23 protein-coding genes and 1 riboswitch are annotated in these 15,691 nt (G+C 38.2%); of the genes, 21 read left to right on the plus strand and 2 right to left on the minus strand.

The features are described from left to right. The first annotated feature begins 12 nt into the window (after nt 1-12). The 14 genes from FYJ79_RS08780 to FYJ79_RS08835 all read left to right on the plus strand — a co-directional run bounded on the left by FYJ79_RS08780 (nt 13) and on the right by FYJ79_RS08835 (nt 10,254). Entirely contained in the window at nt 13-609 is a 597-nt protein-coding gene (locus tag FYJ79_RS08780; protein WP_154517022.1) for a hypothetical protein, read from the plus strand. A 70-nt stretch (nt 610-679) separates the two neighbouring features. Further along, complete coding sequence (locus tag FYJ79_RS08785; RefSeq protein ID WP_154517025.1) at nt 680-1,405, plus strand: alpha/beta hydrolase; 726 nt, start codon at nt 680-682, stop codon at nt 1,403-1,405. A 37-nt stretch (nt 1,406-1,442) separates the two neighbouring features. Beyond that, entirely contained in the window at nt 1,443-2,735 is a 1,293-nt protein-coding gene (locus FYJ79_RS08790) for a Y-family DNA polymerase (protein WP_154517028.1), read from the plus strand. Then, nucleotides 2,698-3,045 carry a YolD-like family protein gene (locus FYJ79_RS08795; RefSeq protein WP_154517031.1) on the plus strand — a complete coding sequence of 116 codons (348 nt, stop codon included), beginning with the start codon at nt 2,698-2,700 and terminating at the stop codon, nt 3,043-3,045. Before FYJ79_RS08790 ends, FYJ79_RS08795 begins: the two co-directional genes overlap by 38 nt. Beyond that, the gene (locus FYJ79_RS08800; RefSeq protein ID WP_154517034.1) at nt 3,023-3,631 is read left to right on the plus strand and encodes a hypothetical protein; all 609 of its coding nucleotides are present in this window, start codon (nt 3,023-3,025) and stop codon (nt 3,629-3,631) included. Before FYJ79_RS08795 ends, FYJ79_RS08800 begins: the two co-directional genes overlap by 23 nt. 120 nt (nt 3,632-3,751) lie before the next feature. Next, a complete protein-coding gene (locus FYJ79_RS08805; RefSeq protein WP_195837055.1) occupies nt 3,752-3,931 on the plus strand; it encodes a hypothetical protein in 180 nt (59 codons plus the stop codon). Further along, nucleotides 3,928-4,221: an IS200/IS605 family transposase gene (tnpA, locus tag FYJ79_RS08810; protein WP_268233741.1), complete on the plus strand. Its 294-nt coding sequence runs from the start codon at nt 3,928-3,930 to the stop codon at nt 4,219-4,221. The genes FYJ79_RS08805 and tnpA overlap by 4 nt, the downstream gene beginning before the upstream one ends. Continuing rightward, nucleotides 4,218-4,340 (plus strand): transposase, encoded by a 123-nt coding sequence (locus tag FYJ79_RS12840; protein ID WP_407695594.1) that lies wholly within the window; start codon nt 4,218-4,220, stop codon nt 4,338-4,340. The genes tnpA and FYJ79_RS12840 overlap by 4 nt, the downstream gene beginning before the upstream one ends. Then, nucleotides 4,333-5,943 carry a hypothetical protein gene (locus tag FYJ79_RS08815; protein ID WP_154517037.1) on the plus strand — a complete coding sequence of 537 codons (1,611 nt, stop codon included), beginning with the start codon at nt 4,333-4,335 and terminating at the stop codon, nt 5,941-5,943. The genes FYJ79_RS12840 and FYJ79_RS08815 overlap by 8 nt, the downstream gene beginning before the upstream one ends. Before the next feature lie 145 nt (nt 5,944-6,088). Next, entirely contained in the window at nt 6,089-6,259 is a 171-nt protein-coding gene (locus FYJ79_RS12615; protein WP_326803669.1) for an MmcQ/YjbR family DNA-binding protein, read from the plus strand. A 52-nt stretch (nt 6,260-6,311) separates the two neighbouring features. Further along, nucleotides 6,312-7,667 carry a sodium-dependent transporter gene (locus tag FYJ79_RS08820; protein ID WP_154517040.1) on the plus strand — a complete coding sequence of 452 codons (1,356 nt, stop codon included), beginning with the start codon at nt 6,312-6,314 and terminating at the stop codon, nt 7,665-7,667. Between the two features lie 51 nt (nt 7,668-7,718). Then, a riboswitch (Lysine riboswitch) is annotated at nt 7,719-7,882 on the plus strand. Nucleotides 7,883-7,947: 65 nt separating this feature from the next. Beyond that, nucleotides 7,948-8,760, plus strand: a complete 813-nt coding sequence (locus tag FYJ79_RS08825) for a transporter substrate-binding domain-containing protein (RefSeq protein WP_154517043.1) — start codon at nt 7,948-7,950, stop codon at nt 8,758-8,760. Nucleotides 8,761-8,773: 13 nt separating this feature from the next. After that, entirely contained in the window at nt 8,774-9,502 is a 729-nt protein-coding gene (locus tag FYJ79_RS08830; RefSeq protein ID WP_154517046.1) for an amino acid ABC transporter permease, read from the plus strand. A gap of 11 nt (nt 9,503-9,513) precedes the next feature. Further along, nucleotides 9,514-10,254, plus strand: coding sequence for an amino acid ABC transporter ATP-binding protein (locus tag FYJ79_RS08835; RefSeq protein WP_154517049.1), 741 nt, complete (start codon nt 9,514-9,516; stop codon nt 10,252-10,254). Between the two features lie 30 nt (nt 10,255-10,284). Here the strand turns inward: FYJ79_RS08835 and FYJ79_RS08840 are convergent, their stop codons facing one another. After that, nucleotides 10,285-10,824 (minus strand): DNA-3-methyladenine glycosylase I, encoded by a 540-nt coding sequence (locus tag FYJ79_RS08840; protein ID WP_154517052.1) that lies wholly within the window; start codon nt 10,822-10,824, stop codon nt 10,285-10,287. Nucleotides 10,825-10,905: 81 nt separating this feature from the next. On the opposite strand from FYJ79_RS08840, the gene FYJ79_RS08845 reads away from it, so the two are divergent. Both FYJ79_RS08845 and FYJ79_RS08850 read left to right on the plus strand, forming a co-directional pair. Beyond that, complete coding sequence (locus FYJ79_RS08845) at nt 10,906-11,418, plus strand: ferritin (RefSeq protein WP_154517055.1); 513 nt, start codon at nt 10,906-10,908, stop codon at nt 11,416-11,418. A gap of 41 nt (nt 11,419-11,459) precedes the next feature. Continuing rightward, on the plus strand, nt 11,460-11,996 hold the full coding sequence (locus FYJ79_RS08850) for a GDSL-type esterase/lipase family protein (RefSeq protein WP_154517058.1): 537 nt from the start codon (nt 11,460-11,462) through the stop codon (nt 11,994-11,996). Nucleotides 11,997-12,049: 53 nt separating this feature from the next. Here the strand turns inward: FYJ79_RS08850 and FYJ79_RS08855 are convergent, their stop codons facing one another. Continuing rightward, a complete protein-coding gene (locus FYJ79_RS08855; protein WP_154517061.1) occupies nt 12,050-12,241 on the minus strand; it encodes a hypothetical protein in 192 nt (63 codons plus the stop codon). A gap of 143 nt (nt 12,242-12,384) precedes the next feature. Here FYJ79_RS08855 and FYJ79_RS08860 point away from each other — a divergent pair, with 143 nt between their 5' ends. The 5 genes from FYJ79_RS08860 to FYJ79_RS08880 all read left to right on the plus strand — a co-directional run bounded on the left by FYJ79_RS08860 (nt 12,385) and on the right by FYJ79_RS08880 (nt 15,691). Continuing rightward, a complete protein-coding gene (locus tag FYJ79_RS08860; protein ID WP_154517064.1) occupies nt 12,385-13,383 on the plus strand; it encodes an energy-coupling factor ABC transporter permease in 999 nt (332 codons plus the stop codon). After that, nucleotides 13,376-14,146 carry a cobalt ECF transporter T component CbiQ gene (cbiQ, locus tag FYJ79_RS08865; protein ID WP_154517067.1) on the plus strand — a complete coding sequence of 257 codons (771 nt, stop codon included), beginning with the start codon at nt 13,376-13,378 and terminating at the stop codon, nt 14,144-14,146. The genes FYJ79_RS08860 and cbiQ overlap by 8 nt, the downstream gene beginning before the upstream one ends. Next, on the plus strand, nt 14,143-14,850 hold the full coding sequence (locus FYJ79_RS08870) for an energy-coupling factor ABC transporter ATP-binding protein (RefSeq protein ID WP_154517070.1): 708 nt from the start codon (nt 14,143-14,145) through the stop codon (nt 14,848-14,850). Before cbiQ ends, FYJ79_RS08870 begins: the two co-directional genes overlap by 4 nt. A 132-nt stretch (nt 14,851-14,982) precedes the next feature. Continuing rightward, the gene (locus tag FYJ79_RS08875; protein ID WP_195837056.1) at nt 14,983-15,510 is read left to right on the plus strand and encodes a hypothetical protein; all 528 of its coding nucleotides are present in this window, start codon (nt 14,983-14,985) and stop codon (nt 15,508-15,510) included. Beyond that, nucleotides 15,497-15,691 (plus strand): helix-turn-helix transcriptional regulator, encoded by a 195-nt coding sequence (locus FYJ79_RS08880; protein WP_154517077.1) that lies wholly within the window; start codon nt 15,497-15,499, stop codon nt 15,689-15,691. The genes FYJ79_RS08875 and FYJ79_RS08880 overlap by 14 nt, the downstream gene beginning before the upstream one ends.

Here is a 15,691-nt window from a genome sequence, read left to right on the forward strand (position 1 = left end):
GAGGGTATTCATATGAAGAAGAAGTCTTTATTATTCATCATAACATTATTTTTACTAACCGGCTGTCATATGATGACACCAGAACAGACACTCACTACATTCCTTAATGGTCTAAAGAAGCAGAATGCCAGAATGGTTTATTTAAGCTATGGCGGGAAGATGTCTAAGAAAGACATTGAGGAAGATATTGATGTGGCCGATGATTATCTTCATGGTGTTGATACAACCAATCTTAAAAAAGAAGCTTTGAAGAAGTTTCTTGACTTTGATTTCACGATCAATGCTGTGGCTTTGCATAATAATCATGCCAAGATCCAAGTCACCATTACAACCTATGATAGTGGCAAGCTTTTAAAAGACTGGCTTGAAGACTATCAGGCAAGAGTTGTGGTCACAAGATTTAGTGGTGCTAAGCGTTTTGAAATCAAAGAGAAAGCAATTGAAAAGCTAACCAATGATATTGCTCATCTCACGAAAAAGGATTATCAGTCCACCGTTTATTTTACCTTAACAAAGAAAAGCAGCTGGAAGGTGGATGAATTATCAGATGAGGTGAAAAATGCATTGACTGGCGGCTTGTTAGAAACAGTTGAAAGGCTCAATGATTAAGACGACCATTACGATGGTCGTTTTTGACAATTCAAAAAGAAATATGTAAACTATAAGCGGTGATTTATTAATGAAAAAGATTATCAAAAGAGTGATTGGCATTATTCTTGTACTTGTGCTTGTATTGGCAATGGCATTTGGCATATATGTCAATGATTATTATCATGCAACCCATGCAGCTAACAACATTCTTACAGCTGAACAAAAGAAGGCTGCCAAAGATGATCAGCTGTTGGTCTTCAAGCCAGAAGGGCAAATTAAAGCCGGCTTCATTTTCTATCCAGGAGGCAAGGTGGAATATAAAGCCTATACGCCTCTCTTAAAGAAGCTTGCCAATCAAGGGATTCTTTGTCTATGTCCCCATATGCCTTTTAATCTTGCCGTTTTTGCGTCTGATAAAGCAAAGGGAATGCAAAAAGATTATCCTGAAGTGACAAAATGGTATATTGGTGGACATTCATTAGGTGGCGTAATGGCAAGTCAATATGCCTATAAGCATCAAAAAGACTTTGATGGGATGATCTTTTTAGCTAGCTATCCAACCCATTCATTTAAAAACTCTTCTTTGAAAGCGATAACGCTTTATGGCAGTCAGGACCATGTTTTGAATAAGAAAAGCTATCAGAAAAATAAAAAGAACTTCCCAAAGCAGACAAAGGAAGTCATTTTTGAAGGTGGCAATCATGGACAGTTTGCGAATTATGGCAAGCAATCAGGTGATGGCAAAGCGTCAATCACTTCTTTGCAACAACAAGAAGAAACTGTAAAAGCCATCATGCAATTGATGAATAATTAGGCAGGAATAAGAACTGCCTTTTTTCAATGGAGGACACATGGATCATATCTATTTATGTATTGATTTAAAATCGTTTTATGCATCAGTTGAATGCGTGGCAAGAGGCTTAGATCCAATGACGACCAATCTTGTTGTTGCTGATAGCAGTCGCAGTGAAAAGACAATCTGTCTGGCTGTTTCTCCAGCCTTAAAAGCATTAGGTGTAAAGAATCGTTGTCGTGTCTTTGAAATCCCCAAGCATATCAACTATATTATGGCAACACCACGCATGCAGGAATATATCAATGTCTCAGCATCCATCTATGCCATTTATCTCAAATATATTTCTAAAGATGATATCCATGTCTATTCCATTGATGAAGCATTTCTGGATATCACCAATTATCTTTCGCTCTATCATATGAGCGCAAAAGAGCTTGCTGTTACTATTATGGATGATATCTATCAGAATACAGGCATAACAGCTACAGCCGGTATTGGCACCAATATGTATTTGACGAAGATTGCCTTAGACATAACAGCAAAGCATGTTGATGACCATATTGGCTATCTTGATGAAGAGCTCTTTAAGAAAACACTATGGGATCATCAGCCCTTAACAGATTTCTGGCGTATTGGCAAGGGCATTGCCAATCGTTTAGCGTGCATGCATATCCATACAATGCGTCAGCTTGCCAATTATAATGAAGATGAGCTTTATAAGCAGTTTGGTGTTGATGCAGAATTGCTAATTGATCATGCCTGGGGCAGGGAAAGTGTGACTATTGCGGATATCAAGCATTTTGCTCCTAAGAATCATTCATTGACAAGTGGCCAGGTGCTAAGTCGTGATTACAGCTTTGCAGAAGGTCTTGTCGTTGTTAAGGAAATGGCAGAGGATCTTGCCTATGAACTTGTCGATGCGCACCTCGTGACATCGCAGATTTCACTGATGTTAGGCTATACGAAAAATACGCGTAACCCAAGTCGCAAGGTTGTAACACTAAGTGTCAATACATCTTCTAGTCGCATTCTTGTCGATGAAACAATCAAGCTCTATAAGAAAATCTATGATCAGCGCTATGGCTTACGAAGAATAATGCTGGCCTATTTACGAGTGGAAGATGAAATGTATGAATCCTATGATCTCTTTAGTGATCAGGAAACTATTGAAGAAGATAAAAAGCTAGCTGAAGTAACATTGGCTATTCGTAAGAAGTTTGGTGCCAATGCCTTACTTAAGGCAAGAGACTTTGAAAAAGGTGCAACCGCCAAAGAACGCCATGAGCAGATAGGAGGACATCGAAAAGGTGATGAAACATGGGAAGATGGACAATTACCAACGCGCTAAGCAGTTCATGCCCTTTGCAGCACTAAAGGGCTATAAAGAAGCGCTCAAAGAGAAAGAAAAACAGGTTGTCTTTCAGGCAAGCATATTAGAGGATACGCTTGAGGAACTTGATTATACACTTGCCTCGCTTCATCCAGGAGATATGGTGAGCTGTATTTATTATGATGAAGAAGAATATGTGAAGCTGACAGGCATGCTTGCACATGTTAATTATGACTTTCATACTATTACTATTGTTGATAAAACAATTCCTGCTAAATATATTAAACATCTGGAGGTTATTGCTCATGGCACAAGAAGAAATCTTTAATCGCAAGAAACCCAATATTCACAAGCTTAAAGCATATGGATTTAAGCAAGAAGGTGAGAGCTATCTGTATAAGCAATACTTTTTTCATGATGAATTCTATTGTGTTGTTGAGGTAAGTGATCATGTTGAATGTCATGTCTATGATGCTTTGCTAAACGAAGAGTATTACTTGCTTCACTCATCATTAACGCAAGGTACATATGTTTCACAGGTTAAAGAAAGCTATCAGGCTCTCTTAGAAGATATTGTCACACATTGTTTTGATGATCAGCTCTTTGTCTATGACCAGACAATGCGTATTGCGAAATGGATTGAAGACAACTATCATCTCACCCCAGAATTTCCCTGGAAGAATAACCATTATGCCATCTATCGCCATCAGGATAATAGGAAATGGATTACAATTATCATGGATATAGAAAAATCAAAGATTGCAGAAGGAACAGGCATGTGTGAAGTCATGAATGTCAAAGTCTTACCAGCTGATGTTAAAAACTTAATCTTAGAAGAAGGCATCTATGAATGTTATAAATTCCGGCATAAAACTACATTTCTGCTACTTGGCACATACATAGATTTGATATAATCTATGTATAAATTAATAAAAGTTTCAGCTTATGAGGATATAAACATGTGTGAATCATATAAGGCAATACTTTTTACAATAACAGCACATCAAGACGAAAGCATGGAGGGATTATAAATAATGGCACGTTCTAAAAGCAATAACGTACAAATCAATATTTCTATTCCTTCTGAATGGAAGACCCAGCTTGAGAATCTTGCACGTATCTGTTTTGTCGAGGAAGGTGAAACCATTACATTTCTTGACCTGATGCGCAGAGGGATTCAGGAAAAAATATCAGTTAGGAGAAAAAGACAATGAGCGAGGAACAATATCATAGTGTTTCGCATTGTAAATATCTGACGCAGTATCATATCATCTGGTGCCCTGAGTTCAGATTCTCTGTCTTGCAGAAAGGCGCTGACGATAAGCTAAAATACATCCTTGCTGACATCTGTAATCAATATGGATATGAAATCAAGGCATTGGAAGTGATGCCAGACCATATACATATATTCGTGGATTGCCCGCAGACAGTTGCTCCCTGTGATATAGCAAGGACGCTTAAAAGCATCAGCGCTATTGAAATGCTTAAGGTTTCCCACAGTTGAAGCAGTTTTACTCCCGTTGTGGGGTATTATGGTCAGGGAGATATTTTGTATCAACGGCAGGACATACAAGCGAAGCTACAGTTAAGAAATATATCGAGGAACAGAAAAATCATGACTGATGGAGAATACAAGAAAATCTTGAAGCAGTTTCATAAACTTTCTGACAGGCATATCCTGGCTGTCGAAACCGATATGCCGTATTCTGATGTGTTAAAGATTGTCGCTCTTTCTGATAAGATACGCAAGGCTGGAAATGAACTTGTTGGTCTGATGAGAAAGAAATATGACCAGCTTTTACGTACCAAGAGATACCGCAAACTGCTTAAATTATATGGGGATACTGAAGATAAGAACAAACGTAAGGCTTTGGCAAAGCAGCTCAATGAAATGCAGATATCCTACAATGTCACATGGGATTATTGTAGAAAATCTATGATACCCATAGGTAAGAAATATGGCATAGATGCTATATTTGCTCTTACTAAGGCCGAAGATATTTGGCACGGGATGGAAAAATGTCTTTACGATAACGGCAAAACAATACATTTTTCAAAATATGGAGATTTGCCATGCATCAGGGCAAAACAGATAAACCGCGGAATTCCTATGTCTGTCAAGGATGGCAGGATACAGTTCAGACTTGGTAAAACTATGTTTGGAATACAGGCAAATGACAGATTTCAACAAGATGAAGTAGATGCCGTTTTATCTTATCTTGCCGAACCAGAGAACATAGATAATAAAGCTGTTAATACACTTATCGAAGATGCCTGCTGCATAGATACATATAGACCATGCTATGCCACTCTTGTGCCCAAACTGATAAGAGGCAAATACAGGCTGTATCTTCATCTGACCATCGAAGGGAAAGCGATGCCCAAATATGACAAGTACAGCAATCCCCGTCACATATACGGCAAGGGCACGATAGGCGCTGATATCGGAACGCAGACGGTTGCATATACATCAGATACCGAGGTTGGCTTAAAAAATATTTCGGAGCGTGGCAACAGCATCCAGACATCCGAAAGAAAGGAACGACTCCTTTACCGCGCCATGGACAGGTCAAGGCGGGCTACAAATCCTCAGAACTATAATGATGATGGCACGATGAAGAAAGGCCGCAAAATATGGAAATACTCTCATCATTATAAGCGGCTAAAAGCTAAGCACTCTGAATTATGCCGTATCAACGCGGTCAACAGGCAGCTTGCAATAAATGAGGATGCCAACCACTTACGAAGTCTTGGAGATACGTTCGTGACTGAACCTAAAAATGCGAGCAGGCTCATGAGACGCACAAAAGAAACTACTGTTAACAGTAAAGGCAAGTTCAATAGGAAAAAGCGTTTTGGCAAGTCCATAAAGAACAGATGCCCTTCTGGATTCCAGACTGCGGTAGAAAGGAAATTCAAGGCCACGGGTGGCACGTACATAGAGGTTCCTAATAATTACAGGGCAAGCCAGTATGACCATACGGCCGATGATTACATCAAAAAGAAACTGTCTGACAGGCTGTATAAACTTTTTGATGGTACTGAAGTACAAAGAGACTGGTATTCATCATTTCTGCTTTACTGCTACGATTTCAAAAGTGAGGATATAGACAAAGACAAATGCAATGCAGAATTTGAAAGATGCTACAGCAAAGAAAAAGCCCTGATCACATGGATTAAGGCTAATAAAATCAAGATATTAAATAGTGGAATAAAGATTGCTTAACAATTTATCATCAGGGAGATTGACTGTACTTCCTTGCTGAAAAGCAGAAGTTTACCGCTAATGTGGTCGTTGGACTGCTTGGTAATGAAAGTCCTGATTCAGACAGATTTACACTTGTAACTCCAAAGCCTGAAAATGGTGTACGATTACAAGCTACCCTTGGCAATCAGAACCCCACGGGCTTGCCCGTGGGAGCAGTCAGCATATGAATAAGAAGAACTGGGTTTCCATTATTCTTGATGATACGCTTGAAGATTCTCGAATAGAAGAGCTTCTCCAACAGTCCTACCTGCTTACAAAATCTTCAAAAAAGTAGTTTTTTCTTTCTTTTATGATAGAATAGAAAGGCGTGATTTGAGGAGGTTTTTATGAAAAGGGAAGGTTTTAGCTCAAGACTGGGCTTTATTCTTGTCAGTGCTGGATGTGCGATAGGTATTGGCAATGTCTGGAAATTTCCATTCTTGGCTGGACAGAATGGTGGTGGCTTATTTGTCATCATCTATTTGTTGTTTTTATTGATTATTGGTGTACCTATTCTTACCATGGAGCTCGCAGTAGGAAGAGCAAGTGGAAAAAGTATTTATCAGGCTTATCGCAAGCTTGAAAAGCCAGGTACAAAATGGCATCTTCATGGGCGTATTGCGAATATTGGCTGTATTGTCTTGATGATGTACTATACAACCGTATCAGGCTGGATGCTTGATTATGCCTTTAAGTTTGCATCAGGACAATTTAGGCATATCACTACACAACAAGTTGATACGATTTTCGATAAGATGCTTGCTTCACCTTTGGAAATGGTTTTAGCCATGGGTATTACGATCATTGCAGGATTTGTGATTTGTTCATTTGGCTTGCAGAATGGTGTTGAAAAGATGACCAAAGTCATGATGGGGTTACTGTTAAGTATTATCATCATTCTTGCATTGCATTCTTTTGCACTCAAAGGGGGTAATGCAGGCTTTAAGTTCTATCTTATGCCTAGTTTACAAAATGTTAAGAAAGCAGGAGGGCTAGGACATGTCATTATGGCAGCTATGAGTCAGGCATTCTTCACGCTTTCAGTAGGCATGGGCAGTATGGAAATATTCGGCAGTTATATGTCAAAAAAACAAACATTATTAAGCGAGTCTATTACCATTGCCTCATTGGATACTTTTGTCGCTATTATGAGTGGATTGATTATATTCCCTGCTTGTTTTGCTTTTGGTGTTGCACCAGATTCGGGACCATCATTGATCTTTGTGACATTGCCAAGAGTCTTTATTAATATGAAATTCGGACAGATCTGGGGAACGCTTTTCTTTGTCTTTATGACATTTGCATCTTTTACAACGGTTATGGCTGTTTTTGAAAATATTATTGCAAGCTTCATGGATAATTTTAATTGGACACGTAAAAAGGCAACGATTATTTCGGGTATCAGCATCTTTCTCTTATCCTTGCCATGTCTTCTTGGCTATAATGCCCTAAGCTTTGTTACAATTGGATCAAAGAATATTCTTGATATGGAAGATTTTCTTGTCAGCAATTTAATCTTACCAATCGGTTCAGTTATCTTCCTGCTTTTCTGTGTGAGTCGTTATGGCTGGGGTCAGGATAATTATCTTAATGAAGTCAATACGGGCAAGGGCATAAAGCTAAAGAGATGGATGTTGCCTTATTTCCGTTATATCTTGCCTGTTTTGATTATTATTGTGTTCATTCAAGGATTAATAGGATAAGAAGTCTTTTTTGTTGATTAATGAGTTGAAGTCAGTATAATAGGGTTAAAAGATGAAGATAAAGGCTGCGGTGCATCAGAGTAGTATGTGGACAAGACATTGGTTGAAGCATATGAAAGGTAATCATCGCCGAAAGAATACCATGGTAATGATATTCTTGGGGATTAATGAAAGACATTAATCACTCCTTCGTAAGAAGAGGCGTTATCTGTAAAGCAATCACAAAGGCTATGCATATAATGCATAGTCCTTTTTATTCTTCATCGGGAAGGATGAAAATATGAAAAAGTTAGTCATTATCATGCTGGCATTTGTTTTAACAGGATGCATGACGACAAAGAATACTGAAGACAATTTTGTCGTTGGTATGGAAGCTGCCTATCAGCCTTTTAACTGGCAAGCTATCAAGAGAGGATCAACAGGTGTATATCTTGATGGTGGTGCTGGTATTGCTGATGGGTATGACGTAGTCATCGCACAAAGAATTGCCAAGAAGATTCACAAGAAGCTTGTCATTAAGAAAATAAGCTGGGAAGGCTTGCCTAGTGCCGTGGAGTCTGGTGAAATTGATGCAATTATTGCCGGTATGACAGCTAGCCCTGAAAGAGAGAAGGGCATGGATTTCACCACACCTTATTATTCAAGTGACATGGTTATGGTTGTTAGAAAGAATAGTAAACAATCTCAGTATTATGACATCGCCCAATTCAAGGGAAGCCGTGTTATGGGACAAAAGAATACCAACTATGATACGATTATCGATCAGATCAAAGGGGTTAAGCATCAGGTTCCTAAATCAACATATCCTGAACTTGTTATGGCGTTAAGAAGCAAGGATACGGATGGCATAACTGCTGAACTACCTGTTGCTACTGGTATTGTTAAGGCCAACAAGGACTTGGCTATTGTAAGATTTAATAAGGGAACGGGTTTTAAGGTTGATACGAGTGTATCAATTGGCATGAAAAATAACAGCCGTAATACATTGCTGTTTAAGGATGTCCAGAAAGCCTTAGATTCCATTTCACAAGAAGAAAGACAAAAGATTATGGAAGGGGCTGTTAATAGAGCTCCACTCTATAATGATCAATAGGGGGATAAGTGTTATGAGTATTGATTTTCATTTTGCTTGGCAGACATTAATTGATGGCTGGCCATTATTTGGATATGGTATTGCCATGACTTTGACATTTGCGATTGTAGGTACAGTTGCAGGTTTAATCATTGGTTTATTGTTAGGCGCTATTCGTTCGCTTGAGATTGATCCATTGGATTCATCTTCAATCAAGGCACTCAAGAAGTTTGGCAGAGGGCTGACTTCTTTCTATGTCTGGATTTTTAGAGGAACACCAATGATGGTTCAGGCTGTCTTCCTTTATTATTTATTGAAACCCATTTTCCATTGGGATGGTTTGACAGCAGGCTTGATTATTATTTCCATCAATACAGCAGCTTATATGGCTGAAATTGTGCGTTCAGGCATTCAGGCTATTGACCGTGGGCAATATGAAGGGGCTAAAGCCTTAGGTATGACGAATGGCCAGACACTTTTCAACATTATTTTACCACAGGCTATTAAAAACAGCTTCCCATCCATTGGCAATCAGCTTATTGTCAATATCAAGGATAGCTGTATGTTGAATGCAATTGCGGTTACTGAACTCTACTTCCAGGCAACAAGCATTGCTGGTTCAACAATGAAATATACTGAAATCTATATGTTAGTAGCAATTATGTATTTAGCACTTACTACCATTGCAACATTTGTCTTGAATACAATTGAAAAGAAGCTCAACAAGACAAATAAAGCGACAACAATGGATGCATGTGCATAGAGGTAAAGACAATGGAACACGTTATTGAAGTTAAGCATTTAAAGAAATCTTTTGGTGCACTTGATGTATTAAAAGATGTTGATTTTATTATTGATAAGGGTCAGGTTATTACGATTATTGGCTCTTCTGGATCAGGTAAGAGTACGTTACTAAGATGCATGAACTTGCTGGAAATACCAGATGGAGGAGAGATTCTCTATCATGGCGAAGATATTCGTCAACATACTAATATCAATAGCTATCGTGCTAAGGTTGGCATGGTCTTCCAGAGCTTTAATTTATTTGAAAACAAAACCGTACTGGAAAACTGCATGCTTGCCCAAATGAAAGTTTTGAAAAGAAGTAAAGACGAAGCGAAAGACAAAGCTTTGAAATATTTAAAACAAGTTGGAATGGAACGCTTTATGAATGCTTCTGTGACAACATTATCAGGTGGTCAGAAACAGAGAGTAGCCATCGCCCGTACACTTTGTATGAATCCAGATGTGATTCTCTTTGATGAACCAACCAGTGCCTTGGACCCAGAAATGGTGGGGGATGTCCTCGATGTCATGAAGAATTTAGCGAAAGAAGGACTGACTATGGCTGTTGTTACGCATGAAATGCAGTTTGCGAAAGAAGTAAGTGATATTGTGCTCTTTATGGATGCGGGAAGAGTCTGTGAAATGGGTACACCTGATCAGATTTTTAACCATCCTAGCCATGAACGTACAAAGCAATTCCTTTCTCGTTATAATAACGATCAAGCATAAAAGCCTCAGGTCATATGACCTAAGGCTTTTTTACTTGTGATAAAGAAAACATCCTTCTTCATGACTGTTAATAACACCTACAGCCTGTAAGAAACTATAGATCGTCACACTACCAGCATATTTTACGCCTCTTTTTTTCAAATCCTTACTCATGGCATCGCTGATGGCATTGGTTGTCTTTCCTACTTCGTAGATGACCTGATTGTTGGTAAAGGACCAGACATAGTTATTAAAGCTGCCATATGTCTTGATGATATCAAGAAGAATCTGAGAGTTTGTGATGGAAGCTTTAATCTTATTGCGTGATCGAATGATATCTTTGTTTTGCATTAATTCATCAATCTTTTTTTCATCAAAACAAGCAACCTTATTTATATCAAAATCATCATAGGCTTTTCTAAAAGCATCACGCTTGCCTAAAATAATCCGCCATGATAAACCAGCCTGAAAGAGTTCTAAGACAAACATCTCATAAAGTCGATGTTCATCATGAAGGGGCCTACCCCACTCATGATCATGATAATTTTCATAAAGTTCATCGCCAACAGGCACCCAAGAACAACGCTGCATAGAATTCCCTCCAAATCCAAGAATTAGTATAACTTATTTTGAAAAGGAGTGCTATAATAGGGGCACTGGAGGTAGAAAGAAATGTTAGACGCGAAAGTAAAAGAACTTATCAACACACAAATCAATCAGGAATTCTATAGTGCTTATCTCTATTTAGATTTCTCAAACTATTATCATGATCAGGGACTTGATGGTTTTGCACACTGGTATGAAATCCAGGCTCAGGAAGAAAGAGATCATGCAATGCTGATGAGAACTTACCTTATTAATAATGGTGAAACAGTCACTTTTGAAGCTGTTGAGAAACCTGATAAAACATATCATTCTTTAAAAGATCCACTTGTTTATGGCTTAGAACATGAACAGTATGTCACAAGTCTTATTAATACTATCTATAAGGCTGCAAGTGATGTCAATGACTATCGTACAATGCAATGCTTTGACTGGTTTGTAAAGGAACAGGGCGAAGAAGAAAAGAATGCAGATGATTTAATTAAGAAATATAATTTATTTGGTACTGATCCAAAAGGACTCTATGCCTTAAATCAGGAACTTCTTGCTCGTGTTTATGCAGCACCTAGTCTTGTACTATAAAAAAGTCACTCTTTAATGAGTGATTTTTTTTGGAGGAAATCATGAAAATACTGTGTTTTGGTGATTCAAATACATATGGCTATCATGCTGGAGGTGGCAGGATTGAAGACAACTATCCTAGATTGCTAGAAAGTGAGAAATATCAGACTATTAATGAGGGTGTATGTGGTCGTACGACTAATTGTTTAGGCAGCTTTATTAAAGCTATCCAACAACCCCATGAATTAACGATTATCATGCTAGGGACAAATGACCTTTCATCTATTGGTGGCTATGCGGTTGATCGTATCATCATGCAGTTAGAAGAACTCATTGTAATTGAAAAAGAAAAGATATTATTGTTGATACCACCTTATATACATTATGAATGTGTCGTTGGCTGGGATTATCCTATAGATGTATTTGATAAGTCAAAGAAACTCGAAGATGCTATGATAAGGCTTGCTATTAAGCATCATATTGATTATCTAAGTATGAAGGATGATTTAGATATGGATAAAGATGGTATACATCTTACATCACGAGGACATCAACAACTTGCACAAAAGATCAACGACTATCTTCATCACTATGCATAGATGAAAAGATGTATCAGTCTTATTATGGCTGATACATCTTTTCTTTTTGACTTCTAGTCATCAAAGAAAATATCGTCATAAAGCATCATCTCTTCAATTGTATAAGGCTGACTTTTATGATCACGCTGAAGTTTTTTATAAGTCTTGTCATCTACTTCAACAGTATGGGTTTCCATGACGGTTTTCTTTATTCCAAGAAAACCTCTTTTCTTTATTGGCATCCTAACTTTGACTTTATGTCGCATTTGCATTCCTCCCTTTTGCCTAGATTTTTAGAACCTCTTACTCTAAAGATATTATAGTCCTTTGATATTGACTTTTCTTCTTTCTAGCATAAAAACTGAAAACATGTTACAATAAAAATCAGTATTTTGAAGGAGGAAAGTTCATGAATTTTATGATGCATATGGCTGACGGGTTGATTTCGATACCTGTTGGTATAATCTTTTATGTTGTTATTGGATTCTTGATTGCGTATGCCATTAAGAAATGTAATACCGCCAACCTGTCTCATAAAGTTGCTTTAATGGGAGTGATGGGGGCATTTGTCTTTGCCGGACAGATGATCAATTTTACAATACCTGGGACAGGTTCTTCAGGCCATATTCTTGGCAGCATCATGCTGGCAATGGTTCTAGGACAGTATCCTGCATTCTTGTCCATTGTTGCTGTGCTTGTCATTCAGGCACTTTTGTTTGGTGATGGTGGTTTGTTGGCACTTGGCTGCAATATCTTTAATATGGGTGTCTTGCCTCTTTTTGTAGCCTATCCTTTCATTGTCAAACCAATATTGAATAAGTTTGGTATTAATGGTAAGACATTGACAATAGCTTCTATTCTTTCATGTATTGTTGGTATTGAATTAGGGGCTTTGTCTGTCAGCTTGCAGACTCTAGCTAGCCATATAACAGCACTGCCTTTTACGGCTTTTATTGCTTTGATGTTGCCTATTCATGTTGTGATTGGGCTTGTTGAGGGGCTGATTACGAGTGCTGTTGTGGGCTTTGTCTATAAATATTCACCATCCATTATTGAAGATGCCCTTCATATGACAAACACTGTTGAAAGCAAGAAAGCATCGCTCATCATTGGGCTTTGTGCACTTGTTGTGGCGGGGGGATTATCACTTTTTGCCTCAAGTCATCCTGATGGCTTAGAGTGGTCCATTGCTAATATTACAGGTTCGACAGAAATTGAAGATAAAAACAAAACAAAGAAAGACATCGCTCAAGTCCAGGAACAGACATCATTGCTTCCAGATTATAGCTTTAAAGACAACGACTCACCATTATCAGGCGCAAGCGCAGGCGTGATTGGCGCAGGTGTCGTGCTTGTCGTCGCCGGTGGTGTGGGCTATTTGCTGTCAAAGAAACATCGTCATGAATAAATATACCTACTCACTTTTTTCTTTAAATCATATTGAAGAGCTCACCAATCAACATACACCCATTCATCACCTCCATCCCATCGTCAAACTTTTCTTTACTTTATTTTTTATCATTTTCACCTTAACCTCAACATCCTACGCACTCTTCTCCTATCTCTTTCTTCTATGTCTTATCATTTTGATATGTTTTTTAGCCAAAATTCCAGTTAAAGAAATGCTGAAGCGTACCCTTATTGGTTTGCCATTCTCTTTCTTTTTAGGCATCAGTAATGTCATTCTCATGCCTACACCTATCAATTTCTACAATATTCCACTCACAATAGGTCTCTTATCAATGATCGCTATTATGGTCAAGACCTTTCTCTGTCTTGCCATTGTCTTTCTTTTTGTAGCAACAACGCCATTAGAAGATATAGCTGGGGCATTTGTCATGCTGCATGTTCCCTATTTCCTTATCAGCATTATTCTCATGACCTATCGTTATATCTTTTTACTTGTAGAAGAAGCAGGCAAAATGCATCAGGCCTATCTCTTAAGACATTTTAAAAAGGAGGCTTTGGAAATGAAACATATGGGAAGCTTTCTTGGCTTGTTGTTTGTAAGAAGCTTGCATCATGCCCATCTTGTTGATGATGCAATGAGCTTAAGGGGTTATGATCCTGGGCATTATTATGGTGTGCATCAGCCCATACATCTTGATGATATCTTTCTTATTCTATTGATGGCTGGTATGATGCTTATTATGAAGGTGGTGTTATCATGATCCAAATTAATGATGTCAGTATAGTCTATGACCATACAATTACAGCTATCAATCATCTTACAACAACAATCAACACACCTGTTACAGCCATTATTGGTGAAAATGGCAGTGGTAAGAGCACACTTCTAACCTCCATTGTTGGTTTACATCCGATGACGGGATCTATTCTCGTTGATGGTTTGGAGGTGAAGAAAGAGAACCTGCATACGATTAGAAAACGTGTGGGTTATCTCTTCCAAAATCCTGATCATCAGCTTTTTATGAATACGGTCTGTGAAGATATTGCCTTTGGCTTAGTCAGCCAGGGAATCCAACAAGATGTTGTTGATGAAAAGGTACAAGCGATGGCAAGTCAATTACATATTGAAGACCTGCTGACAAGAAACTGTGCCAAGCTTTCTGGCGGGCAGAAAAGTTTGGTTGCTTTAGCTGGAGTGCTTGTGATGGAACCAGATATCTTGCTGCTTGATGAACCAACAGCCTTTCTGGATCCTAAAGCAAGACGACGAATCATCAATATCTTAAAATCTCTTCCTCAAAGTATCATTCTTGCGACACATGATCTCGATATGGCTTATGATCTTGTGGATGAGGTCATTCTTATTCATAAAGGAGAAATCATCCTAAAAGGAGATAAGCAGATACTTACAAATAAAGAACTCCTAGAGTCAAATGGGTTAGAATTACCTTTACGTTTTCAATAGCTACCTTGGGTAGCTATTTTTATTAGACATAATGTAAAATATAGTTGACTTATTAGTATGAATGAACTATGTTTAAGGTGTAAAATATATTTGACACAACATCATACATGAATGACTTAGGAGGATATGTATATGACATTTGAGATTTTTGTTCCATGGGTGGTTGTTTTGCTTATTGTTGTACTTTTAGGATTGTTTTTCTCTATCCTTATTCGCAAGAATCATCGCATGCATAGTGAGTATGATGAAAGACAGAAGCTGATCAGAGCAAAGGGAAAGTCAGTGGGCTTCATGGTCATGCTTGTTTATTATGCCATTCTTGCCTTACTCATATTATTTGATGTCCGCATCCCGATGTATACGGATACAATGTTGCTTGTAGGCATCATGCTTGGTGCAGGCAGTGCAGCCATCTATTATAGTCTCTATGATGCTTATGCAGGCATGAATGATAATGCGAAGCGTTTGTCGATTATTGCCGTCGCAGTTGGAGCATTTGATTTCTTTGTAGGCTTACAGAATATGATGTCAGATCATTTTGTGGACAGTCATGGCATGCTTTCAAGAGGAATTGTGAATACGCTTCTTGGTGGTATTGTCTTTATTCTTGGTATGATCATGATTGTTAGAAACTGGAAGATGAAACATGAAGAATCTTAAATTAAAGGCTGCCAGGGCTGCGCATGATATGAGTCAGGCACAGCTTGCTGAGGCTGTTGGGGTATCTAGACAGACGATTATCGCGATAGAAAAAGGGGACTATAATCCAACAATAAATCTTTGTATTGAAATATGTAAAGTGCTGGATGTGACTTTAAATGATTTGTTTTGGGATAACTAG

Source organism: Sharpea porci (genome assembly GCF_009695655.1).
Taxonomy (GTDB): domain Bacteria; phylum Bacillota_I; class Bacilli_A; order Erysipelotrichales; family Coprobacillaceae; genus Sharpea; species Sharpea porci.